The organism is Vibrio jasicida CAIM 1864 = LMG 25398 (genome assembly GCF_000400365.1).
Taxonomy (GTDB): Bacteria; Pseudomonadota; Gammaproteobacteria; order Enterobacterales; family Vibrionaceae; genus Vibrio; species Vibrio jasicida.
This window is the reverse complement of the sequence record NZ_BAOG01000033.1, coordinates 22,994-37,781: the sequence shown is the minus strand read 5'-3', so window position 1 is coordinate 37,781 and position 14,788 is coordinate 22,994. Positions and strand designations below refer to the sequence as shown.

Below are 14,788 nucleotides of genomic sequence, written 5' to 3'. Positions count from 1 at the left end.
GGGGTAAACAAGCCAAAAGGACGACTCCCAGTCAATGTCTATGAGATAGAGCTCGATGAAGATGGAAACACTGTGTTGGGTGAAGTGAAATATCCAATAGGACATGGCCTTTCCTACTAAGCCTCCCCAGTAAAACCTAAACATAAAAGGGCACATTCCGTGCCCTTGTTTTGATTCAAATCTTGGCCTCTGTGCTTTCCAACAACTCTTGTGGCATCGATGGGTTCATATCTTCTACCCCAAACCGCTACTTACTTTTTCTCCCACACGTTAAATTCTCACATTTATGCAATCAAAGTCAGCGGACTGTGAAATTTCATTCACAAAGAAAAATATTGCTAGCTGAATTTTATTGAGCTCGACTATGATTCGCGCTCCTGTGTTTTGGTGATTTTTTAAATGAGAATTTATACCGCTATTATCACGGCAGCATTGGCTGCAACAACACTTATCGCTCCTGCACACGCAGACGATAAATTCACTTTAGGTCGTACTATCTTGCTTGAGCACGGTAACCTAGCTGCAAAAATCCCAATGGTGATTTGCCGCAACACCAACGCGATCAAAGTGAAAGCAGAGAAAGACCTAGAACTAAGAAAGGTCGTTGTGCGATTCCAAAACGGTGACGAGAAAACCATTCGCTTCCACCGTGATCTAAAGAAAGACAAGATGACCGACTGGCGTTACTTCGGTTACCGTCGCTGTGTGAAAAACATCGAAGTATACGGTAACTCAGAAGGCTCTAAAGCGGGCGTGCGCGTTTACGGTAAAGAGAAGAACGATTAATCGTTACTGATCTCGACATTCAAAAGGGATGAGTATCCTCCTCTCTACGAATACAAAAATCCCTCGTCGATTGGCGAGGGATTTTTATTGTCAGTCAGAAACGAAGAAGGTTCTTATTCTGGCACAACCAATTCGGTTCCATTGACCGTAATTTCGACTTTGCGCGCGGCTTGCTCGCGATGTTCTTGTTCAATGACTGACGTCTCAAGACGAATGTTGTTCGCTTTCACGCCGTGCAAAATCAAGAAATCCGCCACGACTTTTGCTCGCTCTTTCGCTAAGTGATTGTTGTACTCCAGATAAGCAGGCTTACTGTCTGCCCCTCCTGTCACCACCACTTCATAGCTTTCCAACTCAGTAATTCGAGTGGCCAACTGCATCAACTGAGCTTCCATCTCTGGGTTGAGCGATGCATCGTCATAGCTATAAACCGGACTGTTCTCCGCTAGAATCACGGTTTGCTCTTCTGGCGTATCCTCTATGTGCTCAATAGGTTGCGGATCGTAACTGCTGCTCGACCACGGATGAAGCACCAGAGACAAGTTCACCTGACGCAACTGCTTGGTGTCTTTTTTGTCGTAGTACTGATCGAGCACACTGACATTAAACAGATTGTCGAATTGCAACGAGACGTCGATGTACTCACTCAGAGCATAGTAACCGCCCACCGACAAGTACGGTGCCACGCCGCTGGTTTCTGTCGGTGAATCTAACTGAGGCTTGTCCATGTCGGCGTTGTAGACGTAGCCACCCACACCAGCAAACAAACCACCATCGCGCCACAGTGACCATTTGTGTTTGGCGAGAATGTCCAAACCTTTCATGTCAAAACCATTGCCGTCCGATAAGCTGCGATAGCCTAACTCATAGTCAAAAGACTGCGTCGAGATACCTAAGCTGTACTTCAAACTGGTGATGTCGTTGTCGTGCTTGTAAGGATCGTCTTTAAACTGAGCGAGTCCCCCTCCCACTTGAAAATACAACCCATTGGATACCAAAGTATCGATAACGCCTTTCTCGGGTTCGTCGACTTGCTGAGCCTCTTGTGCCAAAACTGGGGAGAGTGCAAAAACAGAAATCGCGAACAAAATCATTTGTTTGTAATTCACAAGCCTTCCCCTATAAGTAAGAAACGGTGTACACCACCATTCCCTCGAACTTCCCTTTCTTAATGTTGGCAGGGTCGAAAGGCACCAGTTTGGCGAGGTAACGGTCATAGCCGACTTGCTCTACTTCGTAGCCATCACCGACAGGCTCATTAAGTTGCACCTCTTCACCACTTGGGGTGTAAAGCTTGATGCCGTAGGATTTGATTTCTTTGCCGCTTTCGTCAAAGACAGGCACATAAGATCGGTTGGTCAGATCACGCACGTTATCAAAATAACCACGCAGCTTAACGGATGGACAATCGGCTCCGTACTTTAAGTTGCGAACGATAATAGTGAGAGGGCGAGGCTCGGTTTGCACAATATCGTCCACACCAATGCGCCCGTAGTCGATGTTATTGTTCTTGATCTCCAGCTCAACCAAACATTTAGAAGGCTTAAGGATGTCCATGTTCTGAATTACGCTGCGGTAGTTCGCATACGCACCGTTGTAACCTAACTCCCCATCTAACTGGAAAATGTTGACCGGCGCGCTATATCCAGAGAAGTCCCCCGGCCCCGTAACAATGATGGGCTGGTATGTAATGGTTTTGGATGTTTTAGTGCGTGATTCACAAGCGTTGTTGTCTTCACTAGCACTACACTGAGGAACCCTGAAGCCATCGACCGCCGTTTTTACACCATAAATATCTCGGCCTTCATATCGAAACCCTACCTTAATACCGGGAATATTCGGGACGACGGTATCTCCCGTTTTACCGGGCCAAAAGAACACTTGTTCGGGGAAATCCTTCAGGTGAGGGAAATTCGTCGCATCTTTATAGCAAGTAACATTCACCGTTTGAGACGGGCCACGCCATACCACTTGCCCATCAGGCGCATCAATGGGTACCGATGCAGAAGGATCAATGTAGAAACTGCTTACACCGCCAGGACCACTCCCACCAAAACTCCCACCGGCTTCTGTGCTGTAGCAGGCTAACGCCCACGCATTGGGAGCCATTGAGAGCCCCGTAACGAGCAAACAAAGTGTTAGAAATAACGCTCTCATCATTAACCCTCACTTTCGTCTTTGGCCGTGCAAATGCTTTTTGAATTGCAGAAATAGGTGTTGCTCACCGTGGCACCATAATCATTGATGTGGCTTAACGTGTATCGGTCGCTCTTTTCTACTTTCAAGGTTCTGCTAGTAAACGGCGCCAGCATCACAGGGGTGAAACCCGTCGCGTCTTTTTTCGCTTTCCCCACCATCAATTCAGAGTAAGTCACGTAAAATGGCGAACCGTTTTCTACCAAGATCTTATTGCTGTCCGTGCGCTTAATTTTGGTCGCGCTCGCCACCGCTTTATCGACGCGCTTAATCTTGTCCAGACTGGAAGGTCGATAGAAAAATTTGATCACCGATTCAATTGCAATTTGGATAGAACCACTGGCAGTCTCTGTGACAGCATCATCGTGCTTGTCATGCTCCGAAGGCGGCACTTCGCGAACATGTAAGAAGTAAGCCGTTTCCCTGTCTTGCGGCAGTTGGGAAGCGGTTGGCAAAGATTTGATGCGCAACATGGCGTAATCTTTACTCTCGATTCTCAACACGGGTGGAACAACGATGAATTTGTCTTCTACATCCTTTCCGTCCATGTCCGTCAACCAAGATTGCGCCAAGAATGGAATGTCAGCGGGGTTCTTTATTTTGACGGTCTCTACCTTTGAGTTACCTTCATAAACCACACGAGTTCGGTCTAAAGCCAATGCTGCATTCGCCGATGCCGAGACCATCAAACAACACATGACGGCTAGAATTGATTTTTTCATAACTTCTCAACTACTGATTAATTATCACAATGAACGGAACGGATGACTTCTTTACTATTTAGGATTGAGTCATCAATGATTAAGTGGCAGCTTTGGTTATCCCCCCAGCTCACACTGATTTTTGAATCGAGATTGACGCCGACCAGATAAGCCGTTGAGTCTTGCCCAACAATGCCAATCTCTTGATTGAGTTCGTCGTCAAACACCAATGCGCCAAACGGAATGTCTTGTTCGCTTTGCAAGTGCGCCATAAAGTTGCTGCCTTGGCGGGCCTTAATTTTTTGATAGCCAATCGCACCTTCGGTCAGCACCATGCTCTTAACGCTGCCGAGCACCTCAACATCATCAGGTAGTGATTTGTAATCGATGGTGTTATAGCTCTTTTGATAAGGCGTCACGCCATTGATCAGCGCCAAGCCAAACGCATTGGTCTCTTCGTTGTTGCTACCGTTTATGGTGACGTCCGGTACATTCGAGTCGATAAGAATGCGCGACGTACCCGAGTTAAGTGCGCTGTATGCCAAGCCGTGTTTTGAAAGCAGCACCGTGCCCATCGCATTGGCGTTTACTTGGCTGTACGAGTTGGTTTTATAGCTGCCACCAACAGACGTCGACATGAATGAGAAATCGCGATTGTAGTTGCCACTTACGCCGTTGGATTCACCCTCGTAAACATCGTAAGCAACACGATAGTTAGAACCGTCATCATTGTTGTATCCCGAGTAGGCAAGGTTTTGAGAGTAGTCACCACTGCGTGAATTGGTTTGAACTGAGACAGTGTTGCTGCCACCGATAGGAATAGAGATCCCCAATGACCAACCTTTTTCGTCAATGCTTGGCGAGTATTCATTAATGCCCGACTCGTAGTCGTAACTGATGTATGAATCGTTCGACTTGTACAGGTTCATCGTTAAGTAGAGATCGATCCCGTTGATCTTCAACGGATGCGAAATATTAACGTCGTAACGAGAACTGTCGCGGCGATTGTCCCAATAGTTGTTTGAGGTGTAAGACAAATACGCACTGGTCGAGCCAAAGCTCTGGGTTAGTGCAATGTACTTTTCATCTTTACGGTTATTGTTCGCGGCATAGACAATGGAAGAAGTGCGGTCATCATAAGACTTCAAATACTCATCAAATTCGTAATATTGCTCTTCCGAAAATCGGTAGCCCGCCACACGTAAACCCAAGCCAAAGTCGGTCAGCGTGTTGTTGTAAGTAAAGCCATAAGACAAGCCAGAGGCATCCGTGTCGTCGCCTAATTTCGCCTGCGCAGAAGAAATATCGAATGAAGCCGCCCCGAAGTAATTCAGGTTGATACCACTACCGAAAGTGTAAGATTGGTAATCTTCAGAGAGCAGCGTTGCAGAGAACAGCGACAGGTAGTTGTTGACACCATAGGACGCTTCAGCAGAAAAGAACTCCGGCGTGTGCTCATAAGCGTCACTGTCCGGTACGCCCGCTGAAACGCTATAACGCACGTGATTAGGTCGCGTTAGGTACAGCACATCTGCACCGTTCACTTGGTAACGTTGAATCATCCCGTCGGCTTGTTTGACCTCAACATCCAACGTACCTTGAGACGCTTGTGCTAGGTCATCAATCAGATACGGCCCCGCATTCACATTCACCACTTTAAGTACGTTGCCTTGCTGGCGAATGGTGATCACCGCATTGGTATTGACCGTGCCAGAGACCACTGGCGAGTAACCGCGCAAGTTCGATGGCAGCATTTGGTCATCGCTTTGCAGGCGAACACCCGTCATTTGGAACGAGTCGTACACGTCCGAGCCAAACTGGGTATTACCGAACGTCAATTTCGATTTAATGCTGCGAATCGGCGCGTAGCCATACAATGAAGTAAAGTCACCCGAGTAGTTGTTAGATGCTTGGTAATTTGCTCGAAAGCGAAACGCTCCGGCATTTAGCCCAACAATGCCGTAGGTGGATAGATCGTCATTCCAACCGTTTTCATCGTCTTGTTGGCTAGAAAAATAGTTAACGTTGTAATCCAGATAGAGCGCGGCGATGCCATCGTCCCATAAACGATCAGGCACAAAGCCATATTTGTACTCGTTGGCGATGTATTCTTGAGGCGTTGTGATGTCTAAACGTGCTTTACCGAGATCGGACGTGACTTTGGTGTAGCCGACATCTTCAAACTGATAACACACACCACCATCAACTGAGATCGCGTTTTCTTTGTAGACTTTATAACCACGCTCGCTAAGAGGAAGGCTGTCCATTAATGCATCAGAAATGCAGGGTTTATTGTTATTAAATACAATATTTTCTTTGGTTAAGAACTCCCCATTAATATAAACCTCTAGCTCATATTTACCGTCTTCCACAAAGTTCGCATTCGAGAATTTGCTTAAATCGACACTATTTTTACTTCTTATAAAATAATCATTGAAGCTGGTCGCGTAAGAAAAAGAAGGAAAGGAAAGTACAATTATTAAACCGAGTAAATGACGACGCATTTTATCAACCAGTGTTTTTTATTAGAACGAGAGCTTTGGCTAAACAGCCAAAGCTCTCTCGGCAACTGCTTATGGGTACGTTACGCGTAGTAGCGCCCAAGATTCTGCAACACCCGCTGTAACAGGTGTTGCTGTTACGTCTACGTTTGCTTCATACGCTGCAGAGAAAGACGCGATGTTTGTGCCGTCTACGATTACGTTGCTTGCTGCTACGTCACCGTTGTCGATTGGGTTACCATCGTGAAGGATACGTACGCCAACGCCCGTTGCACCGCCTTCAACGCTGAATAGGTCGCCAGTAGTGTCTGGGTTAGAATCGAATGTGAATTCCGCTTTTGTTGCTACAGTCGTATCACAGTCCGTCAGTTTCACTTGGAAAGGCACTGGTGTAGAGCGGTCACCTTTTGCTTTAAAGATGTGCGTTGGCTGTTGACCAAGTTGGATTGTCTGATCGATGCTGTCTGGTGATAGACCACATGCTGATTCTACGATTTCACCTTTGAAGTAAACGTTGGTCGTGTTTTCTGCCAAAGCAGGGGTTGCAGACATCAGTCCAAAAAGAAAAGTAGCTGCGATTGATGAGCGAATGAATTTAGCTTTCATTTTTAAATCCCGTGTATTTTTAGCGAATAAATGCAGACAAGAAGTGATGACTTCTTATTGTTGCAATTTAGTTTTTAATAAATGTGTGGATGGAAACGTTTTATTTCCAACTCGATATGTTTGTATCGTTTCACAAACATTATGATTTTTGGTTAGCGTGAATGTTATTAAGTTCTAAATCATTAATTCTCCCTAAATTATTTGCTCCTTTTCATCAAGAAATAATGCATTCTTGTTACGAGCCTATATGTTATTTACCTGTTCCAATTTACATTCATCCAATTAAACGTTTTTCCGAAGATAACGATGACTCGACGTACAATTCGTGAAAATTAAGTGTTATTTGAGGAGCTCCAAGTGCGAATAGTCAACAACTCGCCTAATACATAATCTGACGTTCCAGAATATATATTCGAACAAAAGCCAACCTCTTCAAGCTGAAGGACTCGAGCTTTCTTTGCCGCTTTTCTTTCAGCCGCGACGATCCAAAAAAATTTTGCCTCACTTTCGTACAATAGCTCAATCAAACGCTCAATCGTCGACAGCAACGCACTGTAAGTTAAGCTTTCAGAGTGGAGAAGAATGAAAGTATCGCCTTCGATTCGATATGTGACTGATGCTAAATAGCACCCAGTAACAGACCACTGCTCCGTTCGCTCCCTACCTGTCACAAACGGCTCATACTCCTCAACGGAACAGAGACTTCTAAGAAACTTATAACCACTGCCTTTTTCTTTTAAACGCCGCCACCTCCCCTGCCTTTGGGGAAGTTCAATCAGTCCAAAATTTCCTCTTCGAAAGCGCTCAAATCTCTTCATCAGTTGAGGTTTTTTCGGAAAGCCACAAACCTTAAGTTCATCTACACTGATTCTGAGAGCTCTAAATATTTGAACCATTCGTTCAGGTGTCGGTTGTATCTTCTCGCTTTCCCAACGAGAAAGTGCATTCACATCAAGCCCAGAAAACAAAGAGAAGGAAAGATCGTGCAAGCGCTCAACTAACTCTCTTTGAGACCAACCTCTTCTCTTTCGTGTCATTCGAAGGTGATGAGAAAAGTTCGATTTCATCTACTGTTCTCCAGCACTGCTTAATTGACTTATGAATCAAGAGGTTAAATAGGCATAAAAAAGTTAAGCAATACGGACATGCTCTGTATGTTTGAGGAGGATAGGTTGTAGAATTTGTCTCGAGTTATTTGATGCTATGCCATTAAAAAATAAAGAGAAATGTACAAAAACGGCATTTTGATTCAATGGTAAAGAACAACTACGTTGATATCGATAGATTCAGCCTTTACCTGAGCAACCCTATCAAGAAATCGATGACTCACCGTGCGTTTTAGCCACAAATGGATGCAGAAAAAAGACGCAAATAATCAGCGCTAGGAATTCAAGACATTAGAAAACGTGAGGTCGCGGTCGCTTCCTCAGTCATTGAGAATATGAACTGTGTTGTTATTGGCTATGCGAAAAAGTAGTCAAACAGCCGCAATTGCGCCCTTCTTGTATCTTCATCAGATATGCCAATGTACCTCAATGTCGTCGCAACAGATTGATGACCGATGATAGTAGCAACAAGGCCAATATCCATATCACTTGAATGATAAAGGTGACGTGCAAAGATTTTACGCAGGCTGTGACAACCAATCTTGTGTTGGCGAAGCTCATCGATACAACAAGATAAGCATGAGAATACCCGCCAGCACGCTTGTCGAGAAATGACACCTCGCTGTCTTTTTGCACGATTACTGCCCAGTGTCGCTCTTGAAAAGATGAATCCGCTGTCTCGACCTTGCCATACTCTTTGTCGCTTTTTTAATGCCGTTAATGTTCGCGGACTGAGATAAGCCACTCTTTTTTTCACTGGCGCACTTTTGGTTGCTTCTTCTAATCGTGTTTGGACGCTATCTTTCCAGCAGCGAGGAACAAGATCAGTGATGTGTCGATAGTCACATACGTAAACAGAAAGCAGTTTTGTGTGATCACGCTTGTAGTAGTTAAGCAACTCATTTTTGACACTTTTTAAGACTTTATGCCTCGCTCTGGCTTGTCGGGCTAGCGTGCCTTTACTCTCAATCACAACCACTTCTCCGGATTCGAAATTGATATTATCGTAACCCAACTTGGTGATATCGGTAATTCGTAGCCCTGTTTCAATACCTATTCTCCAAATTAGCCAATACACTTCATCATGATGACTCTTGAGGTATTTCTCTGCTTTTTTTACAAGGCGCTTGTCACTGATTGCCTGTACGGTACTCATAAACATACCTTCCATTGCGTTATAATTATTAATAATTAAAATATAGTTCAAACAACCATGAGTAATAAGGATGAGTGTTCGTCAGTTATTACCCAATGCTTATTAACCCGTGTTTGAGCGTATTTTTCTCATGCTATGGTGCAGGGCAGGCAATGATTGGTTGAGCCCAATCCCCTGCACAAAATCCTCTGGACTATATCAAGCTGAATTGGCCTTCCGACAGTGCTGATCTGTTCGGTAAATACATCTCTTAACTTGATAATTTATCTAGACTTATAACTATATTGACTTTTTACTCAGAAAGATGGCGGTTTGCTTGGTGATAAGAACGGTGCTCACCCGTTAGATAAGCCTTCGTTTTGTGATCTAGTTATCATTAGAATTTTTTTACTGAACCAACATCACAATAAGTCTCATTAAATTTGTTACGTTTTGATGACCTTAAAGCACCGCTCATAACCGTTAATTTAAGGAATGGGAAAGGTCCCTTTCATTTTTGAATGACAAGAAAAAAGACACCTATTAATCAGGTGTCTTTTTAATCAATTAGACAATTAAAATCGTTCGATTACTGAGCTTGCTGCTTCATCGATTCAAACTTTTTAATTTGTTCTTGTTGGCGCTTTTCTAACGTCGACTTCTGCTCATCAGTCAGAACGTTGTAAATGTCGTTTTGTGCTTTTAGTTTTGCAAGCTGGACATCGATTTGTGTCTTGTTAGCTCGTTCAAGCAGCGCTTTTGCTTTTGCTTCGTCAAACGATGACGCTTTTACTAACTTCTCAAACTGCTTCGCACTTTCTTGGATATCTTGTGGCGATTGCTCCTGAGTCAGCGTACTGCTTAAGTTAAGCTGAATTTCTTCAATCTTAGCTTGCTGATCAGCAGTAATGCTTTCTAAACCAAATGGTTTTGGCGCTACAGGTTGAGTGGGTGCCGCTTCTGCAAATACATTGGCACTGCTTAGGAGTAAAATTGTCGACAATAAGTAGCGTTTCATTGGGGGAACCTTTATTTACTTCAATCAGGAGTAAGGTCAGACTCAAGCGATACCATATGGTTTCCTGCCTATTATTAATGTGCGACTTTCCTTCACAAAAACAGCATTAGAAGTGCATCGCAAGGAACCGAACAAAAAATAAGGAAATGCGTCGTCTTTTTTCGGCCTCTGTCGTCTTAGTTATTGTTTTACTGAATTTTAAGAGATTATGTTTACCTTCAAACCTGCAATCATAGAGATTGATAACCATCAAATCGCGATTTCACCAGATGATCAGAACTTGGTAGAAACAGCCCGCAAGGTCAAAGTGAATATCGCTGCGCCCTGCCTAAAGAACAAGCGTAAACACGGTTGCTGCCATGCTTGCAAAGTAGAAGTTAATGGCACGCCTCTTTACGCGTGTAAGGTAAAGCCTCAATCAGGCATGAAAGTGATTGTGCGCCGCGCAGATTTAGACGAAGAACGTAAACAAGCGATAAAAACTTACAGACAACAAATAAAGAAAGGCGAAACAAAGCCCTGCCAATGTGGCTAAATCGCGCAAGGAATTGGCAAAGCGAGACAGAAAAAGGGCGACTCACACGTCGCCCTTGTAGATGATTACGATTTTGGATTTAGAATAATCGTTGTTCGCTTAGCTTTGATGCCAAATGCCTCTTTCGCTTTGGCTTTTACTTCTTCTAACGTCACACTCTGAGCCGCTTTATCTACATCAAGCAATGTGTTTAAACCATATCCATGAACAAGATAGCGTGTGTAAGCCCAGCTACGTTGGCCCGGATTATCATCCAAATCCTTCATTGCAACCGCAAGTTGTTTAGCTGCGGTATCAACCTCTTTTTGAGTGATATTTTTAGCCAGTTCATCAAAAACCTTATCTAACTGCGCATCCATTTTGCTAACGTCTTTAGGATCGATTTGAGATTCCAAGAACCAGTCGGACACCATTTCACGATCTTGTGTGATTGGATAAATACTCGGGCTGTAATCCAAGCTTGCATCTTCACGTAATTGCTCTGTAACACGCGCAGCCGCAATACGTTGAAGCATGTCTTCCACAATCATGTCATGCCCAGTTCTTGGCGACTCGTGCTGATTGGTTAGACGTAATAAATACATCGATGACGGTTCGTTACCTTCTTCCATCACCGTTCGGCTTAATGCATTTGGGTTGAACTCAATCGAGTAATCCACCGGTTCCCCTACCTGCATATCAATCGAGGCGACGTATTTACGCAACAATGGGGTAATTTGTTCTGGTTCAACATCCGCCACAATGACCATTTTAAAACCGCGATTGTAGTTGAACAAAGCATCATGTACCGCTTGAACCTGCTCAGGTGTCACATCCTTTACACCATCACTTGGTAACAAACGATGGCGACTGTTTGGTAAGTACGAGTTTTCGTTCGCCGCTTTAATCCATTTCCCCATCGACGACTCAAAAAAGGCACGGCGCTGCTGAAGAAACTCTCGTTTCACCGCTTCGAGTTGGCGTTCATCCACTTTGATATCAGTGGCAATGTTGTACAAACCATTTAACGCACTCGCCAAATGCGCTTTCGGAGTAATGACCTCTATGCCATGGTTAGTTGGCCCTAAAATAGGGAACAACGAGATATCGTTTTTACGTAAATAACTGTCGAGTTCAGAACCAGAAAAATCACCCAAACCACTACGAGCTGCTGCCATCGTTGCCACGTCAAACGCAGGATACAGTGGCTTATCTAACGCGGCTTTACCACCTTGGCTGACGAAGTAAACATAAGCTCGATTGGCCGCTTTATCATCCTTTTGGAACCAAACATCCACACCGTTTGACAAGGTATACACTTGGAAACCACCCGCATCTTCACGAGTACTTACAATAGTGCCTTCTTTCTTTGGCTGAACAAAACCATCGGCTTTCGCGTACATGTTCAAAGGCTTTTCCCCCGCTTGTGCGTAAGCGGCACTCAACAGGGCAAATTCTCCAGCGAACTGAGCTTTATTTTCTGTTTTACCTAAGCCGACAACAAAACTTGCTGGCTGAGAAAGAAGAGCCTCCAACGCTTCATTCGCATGGGTTAGCGTATTGCTCTTAACAAACGTCGACAAGCTCAATTCATAGCCTGCTTTGGATTGGCTCACTGAATCTTGTTCTAGTTGGAATACACGCGCTTCTGCATAGCCTGCTGGTTTGCGTTTCGACCAATCAGAATCGAGATTAGCCAGCTCCCCATACCAACCCGACATGATCCCGTCGAGTTCTTGTTGAGTAACACCATAGTCACGCAAGGACGTCAATGTGTTCATGAAGATTTGTTGGATTTTCTCTCGGCGCTCTGGTGCAAATGAAACACCAGCAGACATCATGCGGTGATAGTTTGAAGAGTATGGTTGTGCGTACGCGTATTGAAATGACTCCGCAGCATCATTCAAAACACTAAGTAGGCGTTGTTGAATAAGTTGAGCACTGATTTCATCTTGCCATGCTTTATGTTGATCTTGCATGGTTTGACGACTCACCGAATCTCGGTCGATAATCAAATGCAAACTCGGCGACTCCATCTGACTACTTGGCAAAATACGATCTGCATTTTTTGCTCGGATATCACGACGTTTTTCAACAACAGCATCGGATGTACTATCCCAGTTAGAAAACTTACTCTCAATAATCTTAGTCAGTGATTCTGCATCCACATTACCCGTCACGATAAGCTCTGCGTATTGTGGTTGATACCATTTGTCATAAAACGTTTTGAGTGCAGGCGAAGTTGTGTTTTCTATAGAACTACGTGTACCAATAGGGTCGTGCTCTGCGTAAGGCGTTCCTTCAATTGAAGCTTGGTACGCGTTAAAAGATAGGGATTTATCATCGGGACGAGAACGTCGCCACTCACCTAAAATGACGCCTTTCTCTTTCTCCACTTGTGTTGGATCAAACTGAATACCATCACTGATGTCGCGCATCCAAGTTAGCGCATCATCAAGCTTGTCAGGGTTAGCCAAATCCAACTTATAGGTCGTCTGTTGATAGGTCGTTGTGGCATTGATATCTGCACCAAAACTGCCACCAGAAGCTTCAAACAACTTCACTACATCATTACCAGAAAAATGGGTACTGCCGTTGAACGCCATGTGCTCAATAAAGTGTGCATAGCCTTTTTGATTGGCTTCTTCTTGGAATGAGCCAACGTTCATCATCAAACGTACCGAAACTTCTTCATCTTGAGTTGGGTAAATGTGGTATTTCATCCCATTGGGAAGTTGGTCAACAACCCAATTAGGGTCAGTTTGAAGAGGTGTAGATTGGGGCGTCAGAGCGCACCCTGACAGCAATAATGCGGGAATTAACAACGTGCTACGCATAACTATCGTCCCTAACAATGATTAATTGAGGCAATATATCGATCACGTCATATGCTTGATATTTAATATGAAATATACGCCCGAATAGTAAGACTTCGATCACACTTTATAAAAATAAGAATCATTTACAAAGACTTAGATAACGCTTTGCTAATTTAAAATTAGGTTTCTTCAGTATGGATGAAGCTGATCGTCATGCACCGATTAAATTCTTGCGCTAGCGCACAAATAAACCGACTCGTTTAACCCTATTCTATTTTCTCCTTCCACTACTTTTGTCTTCATTTGACCCGAAAGGGCGAAAAAACCGTACAAAAAGGCATAACAATCATCACCATCACCTGTCAGCGAAAGCAAACTCCACAGAGAGTACGGCAGACTTTTATCTAGGGAAACGGCTCAACATCACCAGTTAAAAACGTTTGAAGGGGTGCGCTTATGAACCTAATGGATCTTCCCAAAAAACGCGGAAAATGGAGTCTCGAACTGTGCAAACAGAGTGCGGCTCATTATCAGACACGAACCCAATGGTGCGAAGGGTGCAAGGCAGCCTACAGCGCCGCTTATCGTAATGGATGGCTAGATCAGTGTTGCGCGCACATGCAGCGAGTCGGCATCAAATGGACATTTGAGAAATGCAAACAAAGCGCTGCGCGATACAACACACGGTCACAATGGAACCGGGGCTGTAAAAGTGCTTACCACGCCGCCCGTAAAAACGGCTGGGTAGAAGATTGCTGTGCACATATGCTCCCTTCTCGGACCGGTAAAAAATGGACCTTCGAAACTTGTGCAGACAACGCCAAACAGTACCAAACACGCTCCGATTGGCAACGCGGTTGCAGCGGTGCTTATAACGCGGCCAACCGAAACGGCTGGCTAGAAGACTGCTGCCAGCACATGAAACAAATAGAGTTGAAGTGGAATCGACAAGCCTGCGTCAAAAGCGCAAGCGCCTTCCAGACCCGCACTGAGTGGATTGCCGCTTGCAAAAGCGCTTACCAAGCAGCGAGAAATCGCGGATGGTTAGACGAATGCTGTGAGCACATGGGGGCGCCAAGAACACAGAAAAAATGGACGTTCGAAACATGTAAAGCCAGTGCAGCTAATTATCGAACGCGAACTGCATGGCAAGAAGGGTGCAGTGGCGCGTATTTCGCAGCACACCGCAATGGCTGGACACAAAAGTGCTGTGAACACATGCGTTCTGCTCGCTCAAAGTGGACGCTCAAAATTTGCAAAGGCAGCGCGTCCTACTTCGCAAACAAGCGAGATTGGTTACGCTGCTGCCGCGGGGCATACAACGCCGCTCATCGCAACGGGTGGCTTCCAGAATGCTGCTCACACATGGAAAGACCAAGACCTCAGGCGGCATAATGATCAAGCTC

12 protein-coding genes are annotated in these 14,788 nt (G+C 44.7%); 3 read left to right on the top strand and 9 right to left on the bottom strand.

All coding sequences use genetic code 11. The features are described from left to right. Positions 1-399 precede the first annotated feature (399 nt). Positions 400-786 (top strand): DUF2541 family protein, encoded by a 387-nt coding sequence (locus VJL_RS09640; RefSeq protein WP_005434277.1) that lies wholly within the window; start codon positions 400-402, stop codon positions 784-786. 113 nt (positions 787-899) lie between these two features. Here the strand turns inward: VJL_RS09640 and VJL_RS09635 are convergent, their stop codons facing one another. From VJL_RS09635 to VJL_RS09600, 8 genes are all read right to left on the bottom strand, one after another. Beyond that, the gene (locus VJL_RS09635; RefSeq protein ID WP_038877505.1) at positions 900-1,895 is read right to left on the bottom strand and encodes an OmpA family protein; all 996 of its coding nucleotides are present in this window, start codon (positions 1,893-1,895) and stop codon (positions 900-902) included. 10 nt (positions 1,896-1,905) lie between these two features. Continuing rightward, positions 1,906-2,946 (bottom strand): adhesin, encoded by a 1,041-nt coding sequence (locus VJL_RS09630; RefSeq protein ID WP_038868883.1) that lies wholly within the window; start codon positions 2,944-2,946, stop codon positions 1,906-1,908. Next, positions 2,946-3,704: a fimbrial biogenesis chaperone gene (locus VJL_RS09625; RefSeq protein ID WP_038877503.1), complete on the bottom strand. Its 759-nt coding sequence runs from the start codon at positions 3,702-3,704 to the stop codon at positions 2,946-2,948. The genes VJL_RS09630 and VJL_RS09625 overlap by 1 nt, the downstream gene beginning before the upstream one ends. 17 nt (positions 3,705-3,721) lie before the next feature. After that, the gene (locus VJL_RS09620; RefSeq protein ID WP_081094901.1) at positions 3,722-6,187 is read right to left on the bottom strand and encodes a fimbria/pilus outer membrane usher protein; all 2,466 of its coding nucleotides are present in this window, start codon (positions 6,185-6,187) and stop codon (positions 3,722-3,724) included. A gap of 69 nt (positions 6,188-6,256) precedes the next feature. After that, complete coding sequence (locus VJL_RS09615; protein WP_009706582.1) at positions 6,257-6,790, bottom strand: fimbrial protein; 534 nt, start codon at positions 6,788-6,790, stop codon at positions 6,257-6,259. Positions 6,791-7,122: 332 nt separating this feature from the next. Beyond that, complete coding sequence (locus VJL_RS09610) at positions 7,123-7,857, bottom strand: helix-turn-helix domain-containing protein (protein ID WP_038868877.1); 735 nt, start codon at positions 7,855-7,857, stop codon at positions 7,123-7,125. 394 nt (positions 7,858-8,251) lie between these two features. Further along, complete coding sequence (locus VJL_RS09605; protein ID WP_038868874.1) at positions 8,252-9,052, bottom strand: tyrosine-type recombinase/integrase; 801 nt, start codon at positions 9,050-9,052, stop codon at positions 8,252-8,254. A gap of 568 nt (positions 9,053-9,620) precedes the next feature. After that, complete coding sequence (locus VJL_RS09600) at positions 9,621-10,049, bottom strand: Spy/CpxP family protein refolding chaperone (protein WP_038868873.1); 429 nt, start codon at positions 10,047-10,049, stop codon at positions 9,621-9,623. Between the two features lie 208 nt (positions 10,050-10,257). On the opposite strand from VJL_RS09600, the gene VJL_RS09595 reads away from it, so the two are divergent. Beyond that, on the top strand, positions 10,258-10,584 hold the full coding sequence (locus VJL_RS09595; RefSeq protein WP_038877498.1) for a 2Fe-2S iron-sulfur cluster-binding protein: 327 nt from the start codon (positions 10,258-10,260) through the stop codon (positions 10,582-10,584). A 65-nt stretch (positions 10,585-10,649) separates the two neighbouring features. Here VJL_RS09595 and VJL_RS09590 read toward each other — a convergent pair whose 3' ends face one another. Further along, on the bottom strand, positions 10,650-13,400 hold the full coding sequence (locus VJL_RS09590) for a M16 family metallopeptidase (protein WP_038877495.1): 2,751 nt from the start codon (positions 13,398-13,400) through the stop codon (positions 10,650-10,652). Positions 13,401-13,838: 438 nt separating this feature from the next. Between VJL_RS09590 and VJL_RS09585 the strand changes: the two genes are divergently transcribed. After that, a complete protein-coding gene (locus VJL_RS09585) occupies positions 13,839-14,777 on the top strand; it encodes a hypothetical protein (protein WP_038877492.1) in 939 nt (312 codons plus the stop codon). Positions 14,778-14,788 lie beyond the last annotated feature (11 nt).

Excerpts from the sequence above, each read along its gene's own strand:
- VJL_RS09605 (WP_038868874.1), bottom strand. The coding sequence starts at position 9,052 with ATGAGTACCGTACAGGCAATCAGTGACAAGCGCCTTGTAAAAAAAGCA.
- VJL_RS09620 (WP_081094901.1), bottom strand. The coding sequence starts at position 6,187 with ATGCGTCGTCATTTACTCGGTTTAATAATTGTACTTTCCTTTCCTTCT.
- VJL_RS09615 (WP_009706582.1), bottom strand. The coding sequence starts at position 6,790 with ATGAAAGCTAAATTCATTCGCTCATCAATCGCAGCTACTTTTCTTTTT.
- VJL_RS09625 (WP_038877503.1), bottom strand. The coding sequence starts at position 3,704 with ATGAAAAAATCAATTCTAGCCGTCATGTGTTGTTTGATGGTCTCGGCA.
- VJL_RS09640 (WP_005434277.1), top strand. The coding sequence starts at position 400 with ATGAGAATTTATACCGCTATTATCACGGCAGCATTGGCTGCAACAACA.
- VJL_RS09610 (WP_038868877.1), bottom strand. The coding sequence starts at position 7,857 with ATGAAATCGAACTTTTCTCATCACCTTCGAATGACACGAAAGAGAAGA.
- VJL_RS09600 (WP_038868873.1), bottom strand. The coding sequence starts at position 10,049 with ATGAAACGCTACTTATTGTCGACAATTTTACTCCTAAGCAGTGCCAAT.
- VJL_RS09590 (WP_038877495.1), bottom strand. The coding sequence starts at position 13,400 with ATGCGTAGCACGTTGTTAATTCCCGCATTATTGCTGTCAGGGTGCGCT.
- VJL_RS09585 (WP_038877492.1), top strand. The coding sequence starts at position 13,839 with ATGAACCTAATGGATCTTCCCAAAAAACGCGGAAAATGGAGTCTCGAA.
- VJL_RS09630 (WP_038868883.1), bottom strand. The coding sequence starts at position 2,946 with ATGATGAGAGCGTTATTTCTAACACTTTGTTTGCTCGTTACGGGGCTC.
- VJL_RS09595 (WP_038877498.1), top strand. The coding sequence starts at position 10,258 with ATGTTTACCTTCAAACCTGCAATCATAGAGATTGATAACCATCAAATC.